At 41.9% G+C, this 18,590-nt stretch carries 18 protein-coding genes; 1 reads left to right on the top strand and 17 read right to left on the bottom strand.

Features of this window, described 5'->3' with window-relative positions:
• The first annotated feature begins 68 nt into the window (after nt 1-68).
• Nucleotides 69-713, top strand: coding sequence for a glycerol-3-phosphate 1-O-acyltransferase PlsY (gene plsY / locus G573_RS0106505; RefSeq protein WP_027975952.1), 645 nt, complete (start codon nt 69-71; stop codon nt 711-713).
• A gap of 54 nt (nt 714-767) precedes the next feature.
• Here the strand turns inward: plsY and nt5e are convergent, their stop codons facing one another.
• From nt5e to glf, 17 genes are all read right to left on the bottom strand, one after another.
• Nucleotides 768-3,032: a cell surface ecto-5'-nucleotidase Nt5e gene (nt5e, locus tag G573_RS0106500; protein WP_027975951.1), complete on the bottom strand. Its 2,265-nt coding sequence runs from the start codon at nt 3,030-3,032 to the stop codon at nt 768-770.
• A 157-nt stretch (nt 3,033-3,189) separates the two neighbouring features.
• Nucleotides 3,190-4,458 carry a dihydroorotase gene (locus tag G573_RS0106495; protein WP_027975950.1) on the bottom strand — a complete coding sequence of 423 codons (1,269 nt, stop codon included), beginning with the start codon at nt 4,456-4,458 and terminating at the stop codon, nt 3,190-3,192.
• 22 nt (nt 4,459-4,480) lie between these two features.
• Nucleotides 4,481-5,134: a uracil-DNA glycosylase gene (locus G573_RS0106490; protein WP_027975949.1), complete on the bottom strand. Its 654-nt coding sequence runs from the start codon at nt 5,132-5,134 to the stop codon at nt 4,481-4,483.
• Between the two features lie 36 nt (nt 5,135-5,170).
• Nucleotides 5,171-5,671, bottom strand: a complete 501-nt coding sequence (locus G573_RS0106485; RefSeq protein ID WP_027975948.1) for a YbhB/YbcL family Raf kinase inhibitor-like protein — start codon at nt 5,669-5,671, stop codon at nt 5,171-5,173.
• Between the two features lie 54 nt (nt 5,672-5,725).
• Nucleotides 5,726-6,355 (bottom strand): orotate phosphoribosyltransferase, encoded by a 630-nt coding sequence (pyrE, locus tag G573_RS0106480; RefSeq protein ID WP_027975947.1) that lies wholly within the window; start codon nt 6,353-6,355, stop codon nt 5,726-5,728.
• A 97-nt stretch (nt 6,356-6,452) separates the two neighbouring features.
• Nucleotides 6,453-7,148 (bottom strand): orotidine-5'-phosphate decarboxylase, encoded by a 696-nt coding sequence (gene pyrF / locus G573_RS0106475; protein WP_027975946.1) that lies wholly within the window; start codon nt 7,146-7,148, stop codon nt 6,453-6,455.
• Nucleotides 7,149-7,433: 285 nt separating this feature from the next.
• Nucleotides 7,434-8,375, bottom strand: a complete 942-nt coding sequence (locus G573_RS0106470; RefSeq protein WP_027975945.1) for a dihydroorotate dehydrogenase — start codon at nt 8,373-8,375, stop codon at nt 7,434-7,436.
• 9 nt (nt 8,376-8,384) lie between these two features.
• Entirely contained in the window at nt 8,385-9,161 is a 777-nt protein-coding gene (locus G573_RS0106465; protein ID WP_027975944.1) for a dihydroorotate dehydrogenase electron transfer subunit, read from the bottom strand.
• A gap of 648 nt (nt 9,162-9,809) precedes the next feature.
• A complete protein-coding gene (locus G573_RS0106455; protein ID WP_027975942.1) occupies nt 9,810-10,832 on the bottom strand; it encodes an alcohol dehydrogenase catalytic domain-containing protein in 1,023 nt (340 codons plus the stop codon).
• A 1-nt stretch (nt 10,833) separates the two neighbouring features.
• A complete protein-coding gene (locus tag G573_RS0106450; RefSeq protein WP_027975941.1) occupies nt 10,834-11,541 on the bottom strand; it encodes an IspD/TarI family cytidylyltransferase in 708 nt (235 codons plus the stop codon).
• Between the two features lie 42 nt (nt 11,542-11,583).
• Nucleotides 11,584-12,402, bottom strand: coding sequence for a LicD family protein (locus G573_RS0106445; RefSeq protein WP_027975940.1), 819 nt, complete (start codon nt 12,400-12,402; stop codon nt 11,584-11,586).
• A gap of 13 nt (nt 12,403-12,415) precedes the next feature.
• Nucleotides 12,416-13,417 (bottom strand): glycosyltransferase family 2 protein, encoded by a 1,002-nt coding sequence (locus G573_RS0106440; protein WP_027975939.1) that lies wholly within the window; start codon nt 13,415-13,417, stop codon nt 12,416-12,418.
• A 36-nt stretch (nt 13,418-13,453) separates the two neighbouring features.
• Complete coding sequence (locus G573_RS10995; protein ID WP_037586835.1) at nt 13,454-14,380, bottom strand: glycosyltransferase; 927 nt, start codon at nt 14,378-14,380, stop codon at nt 13,454-13,456.
• A 32-nt stretch (nt 14,381-14,412) separates the two neighbouring features.
• A complete protein-coding gene (locus G573_RS10990) occupies nt 14,413-15,216 on the bottom strand; it encodes a LicD family protein (protein WP_037586834.1) in 804 nt (267 codons plus the stop codon).
• A gap of 84 nt (nt 15,217-15,300) precedes the next feature.
• The gene (locus G573_RS0106425; protein WP_037586833.1) at nt 15,301-16,659 is read right to left on the bottom strand and encodes an O-antigen polymerase; all 1,359 of its coding nucleotides are present in this window, start codon (nt 16,657-16,659) and stop codon (nt 15,301-15,303) included.
• 17 nt (nt 16,660-16,676) lie between these two features.
• Nucleotides 16,677-17,471: a DUF4422 domain-containing protein gene (locus tag G573_RS0106420; protein ID WP_027975937.1), complete on the bottom strand. Its 795-nt coding sequence runs from the start codon at nt 17,469-17,471 to the stop codon at nt 16,677-16,679.
• 9 nt (nt 17,472-17,480) lie between these two features.
• The gene (gene glf / locus G573_RS0106415; protein WP_027975936.1) at nt 17,481-18,590 is read right to left on the bottom strand and encodes a UDP-galactopyranose mutase; all 1,110 of its coding nucleotides are present in this window, start codon (nt 18,588-18,590) and stop codon (nt 17,481-17,483) included.

Below are 18,590 nucleotides of genomic sequence, written 5' to 3'. Positions count from 1 at the left end.
TAGAAATTTTGCAAAGTTATTTTTGAAAATCAAGAGATTTTCCCTAAATGATTTGATATAATGGGGTTATGAAAGTCATTATTTTTTTAATTATTGCCTACTTACTGGGTTCTATTCCTACTGGGCTGTGGATCGGCAAGTACTTTTACGGAAAAAATCTAAGAGACTACGGCAGCGGAAACATGGGAACAACCAATACATTTCGTGTTCTTGGCCCTAAGGCGGGTTCAGTGACCTTTATGATTGATATGCTAAAAGGAACGCTGGCTACTGTATTGCCCATGATTTTTGGGGTCAGCGGTATGACGCCGCTCCTCTTTGGCTTTTTTGCCATTTTGGGACATACCTTTCCCATTTTTGCCGGATTTAAAGGCGGCAAAGCTGTCGCAACCAGTGCAGGAATCCTGCTGGGCTTGGCGCCGCTCTTTCTTGTTTACCTCTTGATTATTTTCGTGATCGTTTTGTATCTATCCAGCATGATATCTTTGGCCAGTGTTGCAGCAGCAAGTGCGGCTATCATCAGTGCATTGATTTTCCCGGCCTTTCATTTCCTCATACCATTTTATGATTGGTTCTTTACAGGAATTATTATTCTGATTGCGGGAATCATCATTATTCGTCACAAGGATAATATGCTGCGCATCAAGGAAAAAAATGAAAACCTCGTTCCTTGGGGGTTAAACCTGACACATCAAAAAAAGAAGGCGGACTAGCCTTCTTTTAATGTTTAAAGGAGCAAGCTGGGCAAATTCACATTAAGACCCGGCTTATTTGCTGCGGACTTTGCGGCGAATACCGTACAAGCCGTATCCCATTGAAGAAATACCTGCTAAAACGGCTAAGGCGGAAGCCTGACTGCCTGTCTGCGGCAGTTGCCTGCTAAGCTGATAAGACCCATTTTGATAAGAATAGGCAGGGAGATTGATAACTGCTTTTTGGCTCTTGCTGTAGCGGACAGAAAGTTTTACCGGCTCATTCACTGCTAAAACAGCAGCAGGATCAACATGCCTTTCCTGTTCCGGTAAATCAGGCTGAGGCTGTACAGCCCCTTGATCCGGGTAATTCTTTGGATCTTTAAAAGATGTTCCCGCAAGTGCTTCAGCCAAATCGGTGAAGCCATCACCATCGCTGTCTTTCACCGAAGACAGTGAAATAACACGAGAATTAGGATTGATGACAGCGTATTGTGTCAAATCAGCCTTGGCCAGATAATCTGCAAATACAGTATCCATAGACGGTCCTTCTTCACGGCTGCCGCCTAACATGGTATAACCATCGCCGCCTGCTGCTAAGAAATCATTGGTCACCAGATAATAGGTGGCAGCCAGATCCAAAGGTTTATAAGTCTTTGATTCCGGATCTAAGATGTCAATGTGAAGCAGCCTCTTTTGCGGCTCTAAAGAGGTGTCATAATATACTTTAGCTCCTGCAACCTGTAAAAAGCCACCGCTTGGCTCCATCAAAGGCTGGCCGTTTTCATCAAGGACCTTATTGCCATTTTCATCCACTTGCAAAATGGATCCAAGTGACTTGAGAAACATCTCTTTGATCGCTTGTCCTTGCACAGCTATCTGCGAAACGGTGTTGCCGAAAGGCAATACAGCAATAATATCACCTTTTGTCACCGGCTTGTCCTTAGCAATCGTCTCACGCAGACCGCCGCCGTTGGTCACTGCCAAATGCGATTTGTGTGAAAAGCCTGTTTGACCATAGTCCAGCAGGGCATCTGCAACAGCATTGCCAAGATTGGTCTCCCGGACACGTACATTTGTACGCTCACCATTGAGTTCAACAGGGCTGTTAGGAATCACAACTGTAGCACTGTCGGCCTTGTAAGCAGCATCAATCTTGTCTACCATAGCCTGAACAGTTGGATCAGGGTGCACTGCGCTTGTATCCTCGGCACTCAGCAAGGCATTGCTCAGCACTTCTTTGGAACTTAACTTGATGAGACCGACATTGTTTAAATAACTGCCCGTCTGATTATAGATGACATTGCCATAAACAGCCGTCTTTGCTGTATGAGAATGCCCGTCAAGAACGATAACATTTTTTCCGGCCAAAAGGCTGTTTTGGGACAGGGCTTGAGCCAGACTGTCTCCGCGCCACTGTGCTTTCGTGGTCGTATCCACTCCCAGATGAGCCAGAATGATGTAATGCTGATAAGATTTGCCTGCTGCTCTGGCCTGGGCTTCCGTTTGAGCGATAACATTAGTAACTTCGGTAATAGGATCGGTAAAAGTCACACCGACAACATTTCTAGGGTGGGTCTTTGTGGATGTTTCAGGCGTTGTGACCCCGATAACCACATACTCATCGCCTTCAATTTTTTTATTTTTGTCAATAACGGTCGAAGCCTCGAAAAGCCGCGCACCGTTGACATAAATATTAGAGCTGATAATGGGAAAGGTCATCTTCTGGCTTAGTGTTTTCAGCTGATCCAGACCAAAATCAAATTCATGATTGCCGACCGTCATGGCATCATAACCGGCAGCATTCATGAGAGCAACCGCATCTGACCCCTGACTGTTATTGGTAATCGGCAGGCCTTGGGTGGCATCTCCCGAATCTAACAGTAAAGTGGTGCCCTGCTGCCGATAATCGTTGGCAAGCCCTGCTAGTTTGGGCATACCGATAACACCATTACGGCTGTCTTCCAGAAAACGGCCATGAATATCGTTGGTGTGCAAAATAGTGACAGACTCATCATTTTTAGGATCAGCAGCCGCTGGAGCTGCGAGGGTTGTTGGTTCCGAAGAAGCAGTCACTGCTTCTGCCGGCTGAGCTTCTTCTGAAACACTTGATGCTTGCGGCTGGCTGACTGTGTTCGGCGCTGACGGCTGGATCCTAGCAGTTGTAACCGTGTTTGACGGAATGCTCACAGCTTGCGTTTGTTCTGTCTGGGCGCTGACGGCTGGAAGCTGTTCGCTGCTGGCATTGACTGCCGGAGACGCCTCATCGGCATACGCATGCATGGATAAAAGAGCTGTCGATAAGAACAAGGTTGGTAGAATTAAAGCTTTTCTTTTCATACAATCTCTCCTGTTAACCTATAACATATTATACTAATTTTTTTAACTGTTTAAAAGAGAGCAGCCCCATGCTGTGCCGGTTGTTAAAACCTGCGGACAAGGGCTAAGCTCTATAAAAACAACCCTTTTGCTGAAAATGGCAAAAGGGTTTCACGAATTAGACTTGATAGACGATTTGGCCGCCGCAGATGGTATATTTGACTTGGCCTTTCACCGTTTCTCCGATGAAAGGTGAGTTGGCAGCTTTAGACGCAAACTTTTCTCCGATCAAACGGTCTTCCTTATCTGCAAAAATGACAACATCGGCAGGGCCGCCTTCAGCCAGATAGCCGGCGTCAAAATCATACAGCTGTGCCGGATTAACGGTCATTTTGGCCAAGAAATCCATTAAACTAAGATGGCCTGCTTGGACTAAATACGTCAGACCAAGCGACAGCGATGTTTCAAGACCTGTCATGCCGGACGGTGCCTTGGTCATGTCAGCTACATTTTTTTCATCAGCATGATGGGGCGCATGGTCGGTGGCAATCACTGAAATGACACCTGATTTAAGCCCTTCAATAACCGCCAAACGATCCGATTCTGAGCGCAGAGGCGGGTTCATCTTGGCATTGGCTCCTTTTTCCAGCAGTAAATTTTCTGTTTTTGAAAAATGCTGCGGCGCTGCTTCTGCGGTTACCTGAGCCCCTAATTTTTGGGCAAATTCCACCACTTTGACAGACTCCGCCTTAGATAAGTGCTGAATATGGATATGAGCCTGCCTGTCATAGGCAATCATAACATCACGCGCAATCATGCTGTACTCAGCCACGCCCGTTGCACCGCAGAAATTAAAGTGCTCTTTAGCGATAGTTTCGTTAAAGCCTAAAATGCCGTTTAATTCAGGATCCTCCTCATGCAGACTGATAAAGGTTCCGTATTTTTTGGCTAAGTCCAGAGCCTCCTTAACAACCTTAGAGCTCGTCAGAGGAATACCATCATCAGAAAAGCCGACAGCCCCCGCTTTTAACAAGGCCTCAAAATCTGTCAGCTGCTGCCCGTCAAAATTTTTGGTAATGGTCGCTACAGACTTAATGTGAATCTTTTCCTTAGCTGCACTGTCCAAAACTTCTGTCAGTGTCGCCACATCAGAGATGGTCGGTGTGGTATTGGCCATCATGACAACCGTTGTCACACCGCCCGCTGCTGCTGCCAGGGCACCTGTGTGAATGTCTTCTTTATGCGTTTGCCCCGGTTCACGAAAATGCACGTGAACATCAACCAGACCGGGAGCAACTACCAGCCCTGCTGCATCAATAATTTCAGCCTCAGGCGCTTCGATTTTCTCTGCTATTTTCACCACTTTTTGACCATCAAGCAGCAGATCGCAGATCTTGTCTGTCTGAGATTTCGGGTCAACCAAACGGCCGTTTTTGATAAGTATCATTTATTTTCTCCCTTACATCTAATTATTGCAGCCAATCAATCGGCTCAATTCCTTGAGCCTGCAAGAAATCATTGGTCCGTGAAAAGGGCTTGCTGCCAAAGAAACCTCTGTGAGCAGATAAGGGACTTGGGTGAGGCGACTCAATAATATGGTGAATCGGATTGGTAATCAGTGCCTTTTTGCGGCGCGCAAAACCGCCCCAAAGAATAAAGACAACCGGTGTATCCTTTTGATTGACCACCTTAATCACCGCATCGGTAAAGGGTTCCCAGATGCCGTTGGCATGAGCATTGGCCTGATGTTCAGGCACTGTCAGACTGGCATTGAGCAAAAGCACACCCTGCTGCGCCCAAGAGGTCAGGTCATGATTTTTTTTCTCCCCAATATCTGCAGCCAGTTCCTGCAAAATATTTTGCAAAGACGGCGGTGCAGGAATCTGATCGGGCACCGAAAAGGACAGTCCCTGAGCCTGATTGGGGCCGTGATAAGGATCCTGACCGATAATAACCGCCTTCACTTCTTCTAAAGGAGTAGTCTGAATAGCATTAAAGACTTTCTCCCGCGGCGGATAGATCGTACCCTGGCTGTAAACATCATCCATAAAATGATTAATCTGAGCAAAGTAACCTTCCGGCAGTTCTTTTTTTATCAAGTCGTGCCAAGCTGAGTGTTGCATAAGCTTTCTTCCCCTTCTAAGAGCTCCAAATACACCTTAACATTTTCCTATCAGATCAATTTCAGCCTGATCAATGATGTGACCTTTAGCCGCATGCCGAAGGTCGTTCAGATAGAAACCTTCTGACAAAGGCAGCTCTTCATCCAGAGCATAGACTGTCAGCGTATACTGATGATCCTTGTCTGGCGGATATGGTCCCAAGTAACCATTTTCCATGTCGGAATAATCCGTCTGCAAAAACTTGCTGACCAGTGAATTTTTGCCTTTGATGTGATGCTGATCACGTCTGGCAAAGTCTTCTGAAATAGACGTTTTATCAGCAGGAACGTTAGCGACTGCCCAATGAATGTAGGCAAAACCGCAAACGGGGATAGAATCGTAATCGACAAAAGACCAGGCCAGTGTTTTGGCGTCTTTAGGAACTTCTGAAAGCTCAAAAGGAAAAGATTTGACAGCATAACCCTTGTTGGTATCGCTGGCTTTTTTCCCATAAGCATCTGGGATAATCTGATTGTCAAACGGAACTGTAATTTTCATAGGATACCTCCGTATTTGTTCGTTTCTTGCGATTGCTGTGCAACCTGCCAAGGTTTAGTCCTGCCAGGTTTCTTGATTTTCTTTGAATTTCTTTAAGAGCTGCAGACCATCTGCATCAATATAGCCTTGAACTTTAGCCACCTTGATCAGCTCAGAATAATTGGACAGGGTTACCAATTTGACCCCGGCTTTGTCAAAATTTTCAGTAGCTTTTGGCAGTTCATAAGTAAAAATAGCGACAACACCGAGCACATCTGCTCCTTCTCTTTTGGCTGCGGCAACCGCATCAAGCACTGATCCGCCTGTTGAAATGAGATCCTCAACAATAACCATTTTTTGTCCTTTAACGACACGGCCTTCAATCTGATTGCCGGCACCATGGTCTTTAGGTTTGCTGCGGATATAAGCAAAAGGCAGGTTCATCTTGTCCGCAATAATGGCACCGTGAGGAATCCCGGCCGTCGCAGTTCCGGCAATAACCTCTGCTTCCGGAAAGGAGTCTTTGATGGCCTCCACAAACCCATTCTCAATCAAGGTACGCGTCTCAGGATAAGACAGCGTAATGCGGTTATCCGTATAAATCGGCGATTTGATGCCAGAGGCCCAGGTAAAAGGATCCTCCGGTTTCAGGTAAACTGCCTTGATATCCAATAAGTCACGTGCAATGTCCTTTGCTAATGTCATAACATTCCTCTTTTCTTTTCCAAATGCAGCACACTCTGCTGTTTTAAACATATTGATTAATCTGATTTTCAAAAATGATGAGTACTCAATGCTTCTTTTATAAGCCTATCCACTCTGCTTTAATCGCCTGATAGGCCGCAACAGGATTTTCAGCCTGCGTAATCGGGCGGCCGACAACGATATAGTCAGAGCCGATTTTTCTGGCATCGCTCGGTGTCATGACACGCTTTTGATCACCGACAGCAGAGCCTTTAGGGCGGATGCCCGGCGTCAGGCAGACAAAGCTGGCTGAGGTTGCTGTCTTGATTTTTGCGGCTTCATGAGCCGAGCAGACAACACCGTCAAGACCGGCTGCCGCAGCTCTTTGAGCATAGTGCACGACGGAATCTGCAAGGCTGGTCTGAATGTTTTGTTCCTGCCTCATTTGTTCTTCAGAAGTTGAGGTCAGCTGCGTTACCGCCAGCAGCTTGGGACCTGCCCCCAAGCCTTCACGCGCAGCTTTCATCATTTCAAGGCCGCCAGCAGCATGGACATTGGTCATGTCAACGCCTAAATCTGCCAGCACAGCCATGGCTGACTGAACCGTATGAGGAATATCGTGCAGTTTCAAATCCAAAAAGACGGAATGCCCAAGGCTCTTCACATAGCGGACAATCTCGGGACCTGCCGCATAGTAAAGTTCCATACCGATCTTAACATAAAGCTTTTCCTCAGCCGGAAAGAGAGCCAAAAATGATTTGACCTGCTCAAATGACGGAAAATCCAGAGCAATAATGGGGCGTTCTTCGCGCATGTTTTCTCCTTTTTACCTAGCATATCATTACAGTGATTAAAATAGAGAGCTTTCAAGCATCAGTCTATTTAACCCCTATAATAGAAAAATAACCCTGCCCAAAGGAGCAAGGTTACACGAAAACAGAGGGCTGGCCCCCTTTTATGCGGAGAAAAACTCCTTCATTCGCTGTCAACCTTCCTCGCCTCTCTGGACTCAATTAAAGGTTATTCTATTTTGTCTTATTATAGCTTTTTTCAGCTTCAAAGTCAAAAAACCATCTATGTTTTTGAAAAATCCCAAAACTTAATTTGACCGCAGGCTTTTCTCTACTTCCTGACGGAGAGTTTCCAGATCTGAAATCCCGTACTTATCCATGACGTTTGGCAGATTGTCAATAATTGTCGGACAGGCATAAGGATCGGTAAAATTAGCTGTCCCAACGGCAACGGCAGAGGCTCCAGCTATCATCATTTCCAGCGCAGCCTCAGCTGAATCAACACCGCCCATGCCAATGATGGGGAGCTTTGAGAAACGCGCGACCTGATGAATTAGCTTAAGCGCCACAGGAAAAACAGCAGGTCCGCTCATGCCGCCTGTGCCATTAGCGATGATCGGTTTTCTTGTCTTTAAATCAAAACGCATACCCACCAAGGTATTAATCATTGTAAAACCGGCCGCGCCGGCATCTTCTGCTGCCTTAGCAACCGTTGTAATATCAGCTACACTGGGTGTCAGTTTGACATAAACAGGAACTTCCGAATGGGTCACACTGGCTTTAACAGCCTTGTAAGCCAGCTCGGGCACCTGCCCAATCAGCAGACCGTCATTGCCGTGATCCACGTTTGGACAGGAAATATTGAGCTCAATAGCCGCCACATTAGGCACACGCGAGATTTTCTCGGAAACATGAGCGTATTCTTCATCGGAAAATCCGGCAACATTGGCAATGATAGGCAGTTCAGGATAATGCTTAGCCAGCCAGGGCAGCTTTTCAGCGATAACAGCATCCACGCCGGGATTCTGTAAACCGATAGCATTGAGCATGCCCGAAGGTGTCTCCGCCACACGGGGTGTCGGATTGCCAAAGCGAGGGTGCTGAGTAGTCGCCTTAATCATGATCGAACCAAGCCGATTCAAATCATAATACTTAGCATACTCCTGCCCGAAGCCAAAGCAGCCGGACGCCGGCATAATCGGATTTTTCAGCTCCAATCCCGGCAGCTTAACAGCAAGTCTATTTGTCACAAGCGCCTCCTAATCTAAAATAATCTGACCGGTTTTAAAAACCGGTCCATCTTCACAAACACGCAAATTGCGATCCTCTGTTTGCCCTTTGAGGTGGACAACACAGGCATAGCAAGCTCCCATACCGCAGGCCATGCGGGATTCTGTCGACAGATAAGCATGAGGGTGATTTTCAAACTTAGTATCTACATATTTGAGCATGCCGGGAGCACCGCAGGCATAAACCGCATCAGGTCTAAACGTCAGCTCATCAACTACAGTTGATACATAGCCTTTTTGACCGTAAGAGCCATCATCAGTCGTTATGACAACATCCGCATATAAGCGCATCTTCTCCTCAAGAATGACAGCATCTTTCGTCGCAAAACCCAGCACCGCAAAAACATGCACGCCGTTATTTTTAAGCTCTTTTGCCAGCTCTACCAAAGGAGGAACACCGATGCCGCCGCCGATAAGCAGAGCAGTCTGTCCGGAACTCATAACAGATACATCAAAACCATTGCCCTGAGGCCCCAGACAGTCAAGAGTGTCACCGGCTTGGAGCTGCGAAAAGACAGCCGTTCCTTCACCTTCAATCCGATAAACAATGGTGGCCTCTTTTTTTTGCTTGTCAATTTCAGATATGGAAATCGGCCGCCGCAGCAGTTTGCTTTTGTCCGGCACGCGCAGGTGCAGAAACTGACCGACCTGCATTTGGCTGACTAAGTCACCTGTCAGCACCATTTCAAAAATACGCGGCGCAATCTCCCTCTGACTGACCACCGTCATGTCTTCTTTTAAAATCATAAGTACCTTTCTAACAAAAAAAAACTTACCAGCAAGGCAAGGTTGCACAAAAAGCGGGGGAGTGGGACAAAAGTCAGTCATTTAAAGAATAGACTTCGTTGTCCCACCCCCGCACAGTTGGCTAGGTTGGTCGCTATCGCTTGCCCTGCAAGGGATAAGAACAGCCAGCCAACCACTGCGCTAAAAAGTCATTCCCATGAACTATGGAATCAACAACACCTTTTGTCTCAGCCACTTTTAAACGCGATTTCCTTGACAGCCTCTCTGGACTCCATTAAAGGTTATTTCATTTTTTCTCATTATAGCTTGAAATCAGATAGATGTCAAATGGGGAAATCAATATAGTCTATTAAGTGATTTGGAAGCTGTTGCGGATAAAGAATGGTAACGAACAGCAAAGTGATATTATAAATCTTCTTATTCTTTTATTGTCTATAAAAAAACCCCCACGTCAGAACGTATCTGTCCAAAAAGGAAGTGGGGGGATTGTCATCTTAATTGTATTGTACCAGTTTTCTAAAAATTATGCAATCATGACAGCGATTAATTTGTTAATTTTTTGTACAAAAGGGGGAGTAAATATAATAGATTAGATCTCGAATCTATTACATTACGCAGGAATAATTAGAGGCCATACTACTACTTCTTTTAAACATCCCACTTAAACACTGTTTTAAAGGAGGTTGTCAGGTCGGTTGCAAAAACACGGTGAATATCGTCAACCGACTGGACAGGCTTTTCTAAGTAAATAATGTTCTTCAGCCGGCTTTGAATATGCTTGTTGGACAGCATGGCGATTGCTTTTTCAAAATCCGGACGGCCCGAACGTGAAGAGCCGACAACTGTCAGTCCCTTCTCCAAGATGTCCCGTGTATTAATAGCTACACGATTTTCACTGACACCCATCAGCATAATAGTTCCTTGAGGCTTGATATACTTGATAATATCATTGATGGCTGGTTCACTTCCTTGACCGCCGGCACATTCGAAAGCATGGTCAAATTGCATATCAGCAGGAACTTCATTAGTCAGAAAAGTCTTATCCACAAAATTAAACATTTGTAATTTTTCAAGGTTGCGGCCAATAACAGAAATAGACATTTCAGGGAAGCGATAATGCAGAGCTGTGGCTACAACAAAAGCTAAACTTCCATCGCCAACAATAACAGCTGAATTGCGGATAGGGTGAGCAATTTTATCAAAACGGCTGATAGCATGCATACTGACACTGGTAAATTCCGCTAAAGCTGCCACTTCATCCAGTATACCATCATAAGGAACGACACGATCTGCCGGCAAAGATACCACTTCCTGCATAAATCCGTCAAACCCGCTTGAAAGAAAATGAAGACCTGGAAGATAGTTCTCATAGAAGATATCATCACTTGGATGAGGCGGTTGGTTAGGAACCATGACAACCTTTTGTCCAACCTTATAAGTCCCAGTAGGATCTGCCACAACAGTACCCGAGGATTCATGAATAGGCGCCATAGGCAGTTTTTTAGCTAAAACTTCAGGATCGCGTTTGCCCTGATAATAGCGCTGATCTGCATGACATATAGCCATATAATTTGGCTTCACCAATATTCTGCCTGACTGGTTGATATTGACTTCCTCATATTTTATAGAGATATTTTTGGGACGGATTAATTGATAAACTTGGTTTAGCATCTTACTTATCCCCAATCATACTTCTGGCAATTTTTAAATCAGTGACTGTGGTAATTTTAATATTTGCATAATCACCTTTCGCAAGAGCAACTTGTTTTCCTTTAATGACAAAGATCTTGCAGGCATCCGTTAAAATGGCCTTATCTTCATTTGATAATGAGTCATAGAGATTCAAAAAATCCTGCATTTTAAACGTTTGCGGCGTTTGTCCTTGGTAGAGATATTTCCGCTCAGGAATATCAGTAATCACAGTATTGTCAAGGCTTTGGACAATTGTATCAGTCGCTTCAACCACTGTATCAACAGCGTCATTATTCTTTGCCAGAGCAATATTTTCCTGAATAGTTTTTATACTGACAAAAGGACGGACAGAATCGTGCGTAACAATAATATCATCCGCTGAAATAGGCTGAAGCGAGTCGATTTTTTCAATAATATTTTTAATCGTCGTATTGCGATCACTTCCACCTTCAGCAACAATAATACGTTCTTTATCATTGCTTAGATATTTCTCAATCAAATCTTCTGTATAAGCTACCCAATCGGGATGAATTCCTAAGACAATTTTATCAATCTCAGGAACCAATACAAATTTTTCAATCGTATGCACTAAAATAGGACGGCTGCCCAACTCTAAAAATTGTTTGGGCATATCCTGAATTCCCATACGTGTCCCTGTACCACCTGCTAAAATACCAGCGTAAATCATTCTTCATTTCCTTTCAAGCTTTCGTTTTTCAAAATCTTTTGATTATTCTTCTACCCAGGCCTCAATATAATGACCGCCTTGTTTATCTTTAGGAGGCAGTTCCATATAATTGCCATAAAGGGAAGTCAAGTAATAATCCCAGCATTTAGGAGCCGCTAATTCCAAACCTTCAAAATGTACCTTAACCGGTTCCAAATAATCAGCCTTTGGCATCCGTTCCCCGGGACCGTACAGCCCCATGGCAACTGCTCCTACATAGTCGCTTTCTTCAAGAGAGTATCTCTGCGAATAAGAATCAATGAATTTTATCGTTCTGTCTTTGCCATATAAATTGAAAATAAACTTCATAGCAGGTTTAGTCAGCTTTTTCAAAAAGGTTTGACCGGCCCCCACTCTGGCACGCTGTACTCTTAATATCATTCTGGCAGTGTTCAGCCGTTTATAGATTTTTTTGACTTCTTTCTCATCACTAGGCAGGCCATCCAAAGGCAAAATATCTATCCATAGGTACTTTTCGATCGGATCATCAGTAAACTCATTTTTTACAAAAGTTTTTCGATCTAAAATTTTGCAAAAAACATGATTAAGATTCTTAAGTCGATTTGAATGGACAGTGTAGCGGCCTGAAGACTGCTGTTCAAAATCATGATGCAGACGGACAAATTTTTCATAATCATTCCTTGGCATCAGCACATCAATGTCATCATCCCAGGGAATAAAGCCTTGATGCCTGATTGCTCCCAGCAGTGTTCCGCCAGCTAAATAATATCTTAAGTGATGATTTTCGCAAAAAGTTACAAAAGACTTTAGAATATTTAATTCGTAAATTTGCAATTCTCTAAGCGAGAGTTTCTTTTTCATTACACCTCCACTGCTAAGACCAATTTGGCAAACCTTTAGGATAAATAAGTTTCAAAAAATAAACTCCATAGTAATTTGTATTTCGAAACAACTTCAATAGTTTCCCAAACTTGCCATACATTGTTACGTGATTATAAACGTCTGATGATATATGCTTAATCTCCTGATCAAAATTCTTCAATTTTCTTATAGTCTTTTTATTCGGATGTGACAGCAAAATAGTTTTTAGTGCTGTCAAATAATAAAAAGATACTCTATGAAGAAGGTAGCTGTAATTAGGATGATATTTATATTTGGTAATATATTCTACCAGCATTTTACAAATATCTAAAATCATCTGCGCATTCTTTATTCGTGAGTCTCGGCTGACACTTTGTCCATCCCGTCCCAAACGATAACAATAAACAGTCAATTCAAAATACTGAATAGTTTCTGCAAAGGGAATCGGAAGCGTACAGAAAATCTGATCTGTATAGAACATTTTTTCTGGTAACTTCATATTTGACTTTTTAAGAAGAGATGTCTTATAACATAGCGCCCACATGCCTAAAGTCGGCTGATTACTGATATCAGATATCTTTATTTCTTTCTCAACAGGAAGATTATTTCTACATCCAATGACCCGTGATTCACCTTTATCTGGACATTTTAGGAATTGTGTCACTACGACATCCGTATTTATAGCATTCAATTTCTCAACTAAACGATCTAATTCATCCGTATCAAACCAATCATCGCCGTCCAGTAATTTAAAGTATTTCCCTGTGGCATGCTCCATGCTGTAATTAACAGTTGTCCCGTAACCGCCATTTTCTTTATGAACAGGAAAAATGCTGTTTGGATAACGTTTTTGATACTCTTTAGCAATCATTAAAGTATCATCTTGGCCGCCATCATCCACAACAAAAATTTCCAAATCATCAATATGTTTTGAAGATACCAAACTGTCTAATGTTGTCCGAATGTAGGAAGCCACATTATAGGCAGCAATAGAAATGGTCAAAATTTTACTCACAAGAACAACTCCTTAATTTTATAGATACATGATATATCAGCGTTTAAAATAAACAGCATACCAGTCTACTAAATAACTTTTCAATTGATTAGGATATAAATTAGCAGATTTTAAAAGTTTTAAACCAGTCCAAGGATTTCTAGAGTCAAAGAACTTTTTTCGCTCTTTGATCCACGCTTGATTATGACTGATAATTTGCTGAGCACGAGACCTATCTTCACAGTCTTCATTGTCAGCATACTCTTCCAGCATAGTCAAAACAGAAGCGGCATAATCGAGCCATTCCCTGCGTTTGGTGAATGATTTTATTCCATTGGACAGGGTTGCTGACGCGCTTTGTGAATAAATGCGTCTGGTCAAAACAGCCCTGTTGGTTGCATAAACTGTTCCTCTCAGCAATCCTATTCGCCAAAGAGTAGCATCGTGAGGAAATCTGTCCCTCCAATAATTTGCTGCTTCATCAATGAGCTCTTTTCGGCAGCAATAGGTACAACCCGGATAGCCAACACGTAAAATTTGCTCATCAAGATTAATCTTCCTATAAATCTTGTCTGTTTTTACAGGAAGTATTTCCTTCTTGCCATTTTCATACAGAGCTTCATAATTAGCTACCAGCAATTCGGCTTCTGGGTGATCTTTCATCATATTTTCCATGAATTCCACTTTATCCAGTGCCCAAATATCATCGTGGTCGCACGGAAATACTAAATCACCGCTGCCCTTTGCTAAACCCTGCATAAAGTTAGTTTCCCAGCCAAGGTTTTTTTCATTTACTGTGTAAACCCAGCCTGACAGTTTATTACGGTCAATGAAGCTTTTCACAATCTCAGAAGTTGTATCTTTTGACTGATCGTCAAAAATTAAGACTTCATCAATTTTGCGTGTCTGGGACAAAAGCGATTGCAGCTGCTCCTCAATATTTTTCTCACTGTTGTAAGTCGTCATGACTACTGATATTTTCATTTTTTCTTCCCATCATTAATATATTTACAATTCTAGTAATTATCTTTTCCTAAGCTGATAATTTTAATATCATGGGCGACTTGATTTTCTACAGGAGGTAATTTTTTATAATCGCCATAAATTTGAGTTAGATAAGCATCTGTTTGACTGGGAGCTTTAATGGAAATATTTTCAAATTGTAGTGACTGCCCTTTGCCAAAAATTTCCTTATTCACTACTTCTTTCAATCTATATCGTCCTAAAACATTACCAACTCTTGTCGAATTGCTATAATCATAGTTTTGGATAATACTATGTAATTTTATCAATAATTTTTCTGAATCAAGAATTTTATTGAGCCTAGTTACTTTAGTCAATCTGACAATCCAGTTCTCAATAGCTCCCCTATCACGATCTTCTAAAATATCAATAACTGACAATTTACACAGCATACGGTAAAAAAGGATACGCTTGTCATGCAGAAATGCTTTAAAGCTTCCATCAGGAAAGCCATCCAAAGGGAAGATGTCAATAAACACCCCACAAGTCACTTTACCCACTTTAATTTTAGTATCTGTGTTAACCAGCTGCAAAATATTTAAATTCATAGGATTTGGAATCAATTTGATATTTTCGGGAAAGTGATCTTGGGCTTTATTGATGAACTTTTCATAATCACTTCTTGGCATACCTAGATCAATATCATCATCCCAAGGAATAAAACCATTGTGCCTCACAGCTCCAAGTAAAGTCCCGCCTAAAGAAAAATATTCTAAATTTAATTTTTGACAGACTTTATGAAATTGTTTTAGCATTTCCAGTTCAATCAATTGAACTTCCCGTAATTTCGAAACCATATTTTCTCCATTTTAATAGCTCTTTGTTAGTAAAATATCATTTGATAATTTTTCATTCCATAATAAATTAATTAGGCAGTCTGTTTAAAAATGATATTTATATTTTCCAATTCCAATAGATTTTTTCAGGATAACTGAACTCAGTATATAAACAATAATTAAAAATTTAAGGTCTTCACTGTTCAAAACAGTTTCATAAAAACGGTTAGAAAAGAACAGCATGCACAAATCATTTAGCAAATAGGCGTAAAGAAACAATCTAAAATCTATAACAATGTTTTGAAGAAATTGGTTCTGGATTTTGTAATAAATCGTTGAATAAAACCATGGAATAACAGAAAATACAGGAATCCAAAAAATTAACCCAAAATCATAAATAAATTGATAAAAAGTAGTATAAACATTTCCTAACCCATATTTTATATTGTATCTAACAAAGGGCAAATCCAGTGTATAAAGTTTCTCTTTGTCCAATTTTGAAAAGATATAATTATATAACTTAAAAAATGTCTGCTGTCCAAAAAATTCCTGTGGTATTGGTAGGGCATAGGTCTGAATAAAGACATCCAGATTATAAAGAGGGGCTCCTGCATAAATGAATAAATAATGAAATAGATTGTAGCTATTTGAACGTCCAAAAAGTCCTATTGTCAGCAAAAACAAAGCGATAGTACTGATGGCGACAATCATGAGTTTTTTCATTAATTGTCTTCTGGCAGCGGTGGTTGAGTCCCTTTTAAGATATAAAATATAATAAATACAAGCCGCAAAAATTATCATTCGTAATATAGGAGAACGGCTACCGGTAAGGTATATAGCAAAGCACATTAAAAGAACTGTTATCACTTGTTCAACCTTTATTTTTTTAGATACAACAAAATTATTTATGGCTACAAATAAAGTAATGTATGTAAAAGAAAGACTTATAGTCTTTAAAATATTATAATAACGGTTTGGAGTAATGTTCAATTCATGATAATGATCTGCGTCGAATTTAATTAAATGGTCAAAAAAAGAAATCTTTTGAGACAGGGAATAGTCCGAATGATCCAAAGCATTGGCAAGCTGTGTTAAATGCTGATATTTGAGGAAAATAACAACTAACAGCAGTCCAATAAAAGCAAGTGAAACCAGCATTGGTAAATGAATGTACTTCAGCTCATTATTTTTTATTTGCCTTTTAGCTGCTGCTTGTTTTTTCGAAGATGACCTTGAATAATAAAAATTAAACAGCGTAAATATCGCAAAAGCAACCGTCAAAATGAGGACAGTTTCGATATGAAAGGTCAGCCTCATATAAGTGAGCGCCAGAGCACACATGACAGCCTGTGCTAAAAATATTAATGAGAAAATGACAGCCGGATTCATGAAATCTTGATTTGAAATTTTGAAATTGACTGCTAATGATACTGATGCTATCAGTATTATTAAAAAGAGCATCATCACCTTCTTCTCCTCTCCTAAAAACTTTTCCCGTATTTCTTTCCTAAAAATTTAGCAGCTAAGAAGGCCTTCCCTTTTTGGAAAAGGTCGATTTTTTCCATATACATGAAAGGAACTTCTTTGATGGTAAGCTCTTTTTGCTGAGCCAGCCAGACATTGAAGAGACGCTCGCTGACGCGGCCGAACAGGCGTGCATCAAAACTCGAATAGCCTGTCAGATCCAAACGTTTGTAGAGTTCGTCAATAATGGCAAACAGCCACTTGCAATAAGCATCGGCCAGCTCCTTTTTCATGATGAACATATTGAACATATAACCGCTGCGCTGCTTCATAACGTGATCAAAGTCTGGGAGATAATCGGGATACAGCTCTGCCATTATCTCTCTGGTCACATCCAGATGCTTAGCATCATGGGTATGAGCATAGTGGGAATAAAGGGTTTCAATATAGTACTTGCGCTTCTTAGGTACCACAATATCCGCCTCATCAAGGAGCTTTTCTGTATCCGACTGCGAAAGGATGACCTCATCAATCTTGATGTCTTCTTTATAGGTCTGCTGCTTCTTGGTGAAATAGCGCCGATAGTGGACCAAGCCCAGATAGTCACAGTCCAGATTTTTCCATGCCCAGTAAAGGCCTGTCAGTTCACAATAATAGGGATTTAAGCGCGAAATATTGTCGCCGGTATTGTCCCCTGTATAACCGAGATCTTCTTTACCCTCCCGGCCAACATGCAGGGGAAGATAGAGATTTTGATCCTTGGGCATCTTAAATTGCTTGTGTGTTGCCACAATTAATTTAATATCTTTCACGCTAATCCTCTACTTTACTTCTTTTCTGACACATTGAAGGGCTGCGGCAATCACCTGATGCATGTCATAATAGCGATACTGCCCTAAACGGCCGCCGAAGATAACCTTACTTTCCTTATCAGCCATGGCTTTATAAGCATTATAAAGATGGTTGTTGCGGTCATTATTGACAGGATAATAAGGCTCATCCCCTTTTTGCCAGGTCTTGGAATATTCTTTGGTGATGATGGTCTTTTCCTGAGTGCCAAATTCAAAATGCTTGTGCTCAATGATCCGTGTATAAGGTGTTTCACTGTCAGTGTAGTTAACCACTGCATTGCCCTGATAATTTTCCATATCAAGCGTCTCCATCTCAAAACGAAGGCTGCGGTATTCCAGCTCTCCCAGCTGATAATCAAAGAATTGATCAATCATACCGGTAAAGACAATCTTAGGAAAATCTGCCAGATAGCCTTCCTTATCCGCAAAGAAATCCACACCGACTTCAACATCAATATTATCATGAGCCAGCATTTTCTCAACAATCTGCGTGTAACCGCCGATAGGAATGCCCTGATAGGTATCGTTGAAATAATTATTATCATAGGTCAGACGGACCGGCAGCCGGCGGATAATGAAAGCCGGCAGGTCTCGGCAGGCCTTACCCCACTGCTTTTCGGTATAATCTTTGATGAGCTTTTCATAGATGTCCGTACCGACAAGCGAGATTGCCTGCTCTTCCAGATTTTCCGGCTTTTTGCCGCCTAAAACTGCCCGCTGCTCTTCAATCTTGGCCTGTGCCTCCTGAGGCGTTACAACGCCCCACAGCTTATTGAAGGTATTCATATTGAAGGGAAGATTATAAATCTCCCCTTTATAGTTGGCAATGGGTGAGTTGGTATAGCGGTTGAACTCCGCAAACTGATTGATATAATCCCAAATTTCTTTATCTGATGTGTGGAAAATATGGGCACCGTATTCATGAACCTGAATGCCCTGCACTTCTTTGGTATAGATGTTGCCGGCAATGTGGCTGCGCTTTTCAATGACCTTGATTTTTTGGCCTTTAAGAGCTGCCTCATGAGCAAAAACGGCACCGAATAAGCCTGCTCCTACTACTAAGTAATCATAATTTGACAT

The organism is Streptococcus devriesei DSM 19639 (genome assembly GCF_000423725.1).
Taxonomy (GTDB): Bacteria; Bacillota; Bacilli; order Lactobacillales; family Streptococcaceae; genus Streptococcus; species Streptococcus devriesei.
The sequence above is the reverse complement of the archived record's forward strand: the minus strand, read 5'-3'. Positions and strand labels throughout refer to the sequence as shown.

Coding starts and splice junctions, on each gene's coding strand:
- plsY (WP_027975952.1), top strand. CDS start 69: ATGAAAGTCATTATTTTTTTAATTATTGCCTACTTACTGGGTTCTATT.
- nt5e (WP_027975951.1), bottom strand. CDS start 3,032: ATGAAAAGAAAAGCTTTAATTCTACCAACCTTGTTCTTATCGACAGCT.
- G573_RS0106495 (WP_027975950.1), bottom strand. CDS start 4,458: ATGATACTTATCAAAAACGGCCGTTTGGTTGACCCGAAATCTCAGACA.
- G573_RS0106490 (WP_027975949.1), bottom strand. CDS start 5,134: ATGCAACACTCAGCTTGGCACGACTTGATAAAAAAAGAACTGCCGGAA.
- G573_RS0106485 (WP_027975948.1), bottom strand. CDS start 5,671: ATGAAAATTACAGTTCCGTTTGACAATCAGATTATCCCAGATGCTTAT.
- pyrE (WP_027975947.1), bottom strand. CDS start 6,355: ATGACATTAGCAAAGGACATTGCACGTGACTTATTGGATATCAAGGCA.
- pyrF (WP_027975946.1), bottom strand. CDS start 7,148: ATGCGCGAAGAACGCCCCATTATTGCTCTGGATTTTCCGTCATTTGAG.
- G573_RS0106465 (WP_027975944.1), bottom strand. CDS start 9,161: ATGATTTTAAAAGAAGACATGACGGTGGTCAGTCAGAGGGAGATTGCG.
- G573_RS0106455 (WP_027975942.1), bottom strand. CDS start 10,832: ATGCTAAACCAAGTTTATCAATTAATCCGTCCCAAAAATATCTCTATA.
- G573_RS0106450 (WP_027975941.1), bottom strand. CDS start 11,541: ATGATTTACGCTGGTATTTTAGCAGGTGGTACAGGGACACGTATGGGA.
- G573_RS0106445 (WP_027975940.1), bottom strand. CDS start 12,402: ATGAAAAAGAAACTCTCGCTTAGAGAATTGCAAATTTACGAATTAAAT.
- G573_RS10995 (WP_037586835.1), bottom strand. CDS start 14,380: ATGAAAATATCAGTAGTCATGACGACTTACAACAGTGAGAAAAATATT.
- G573_RS10990 (WP_037586834.1), bottom strand. CDS start 15,216: ATGGTTTCGAAATTACGGGAAGTTCAATTGATTGAACTGGAAATGCTA.
- G573_RS0106425 (WP_037586833.1), bottom strand. CDS start 16,659: ATGATGCTCTTTTTAATAATACTGATAGCATCAGTATCATTAGCAGTC.
- glf (WP_027975936.1), bottom strand. CDS start 18,590: ATGTCAAATTATGATTACTTAGTAGTAGGAGCAGGCTTATTCGGTGCC.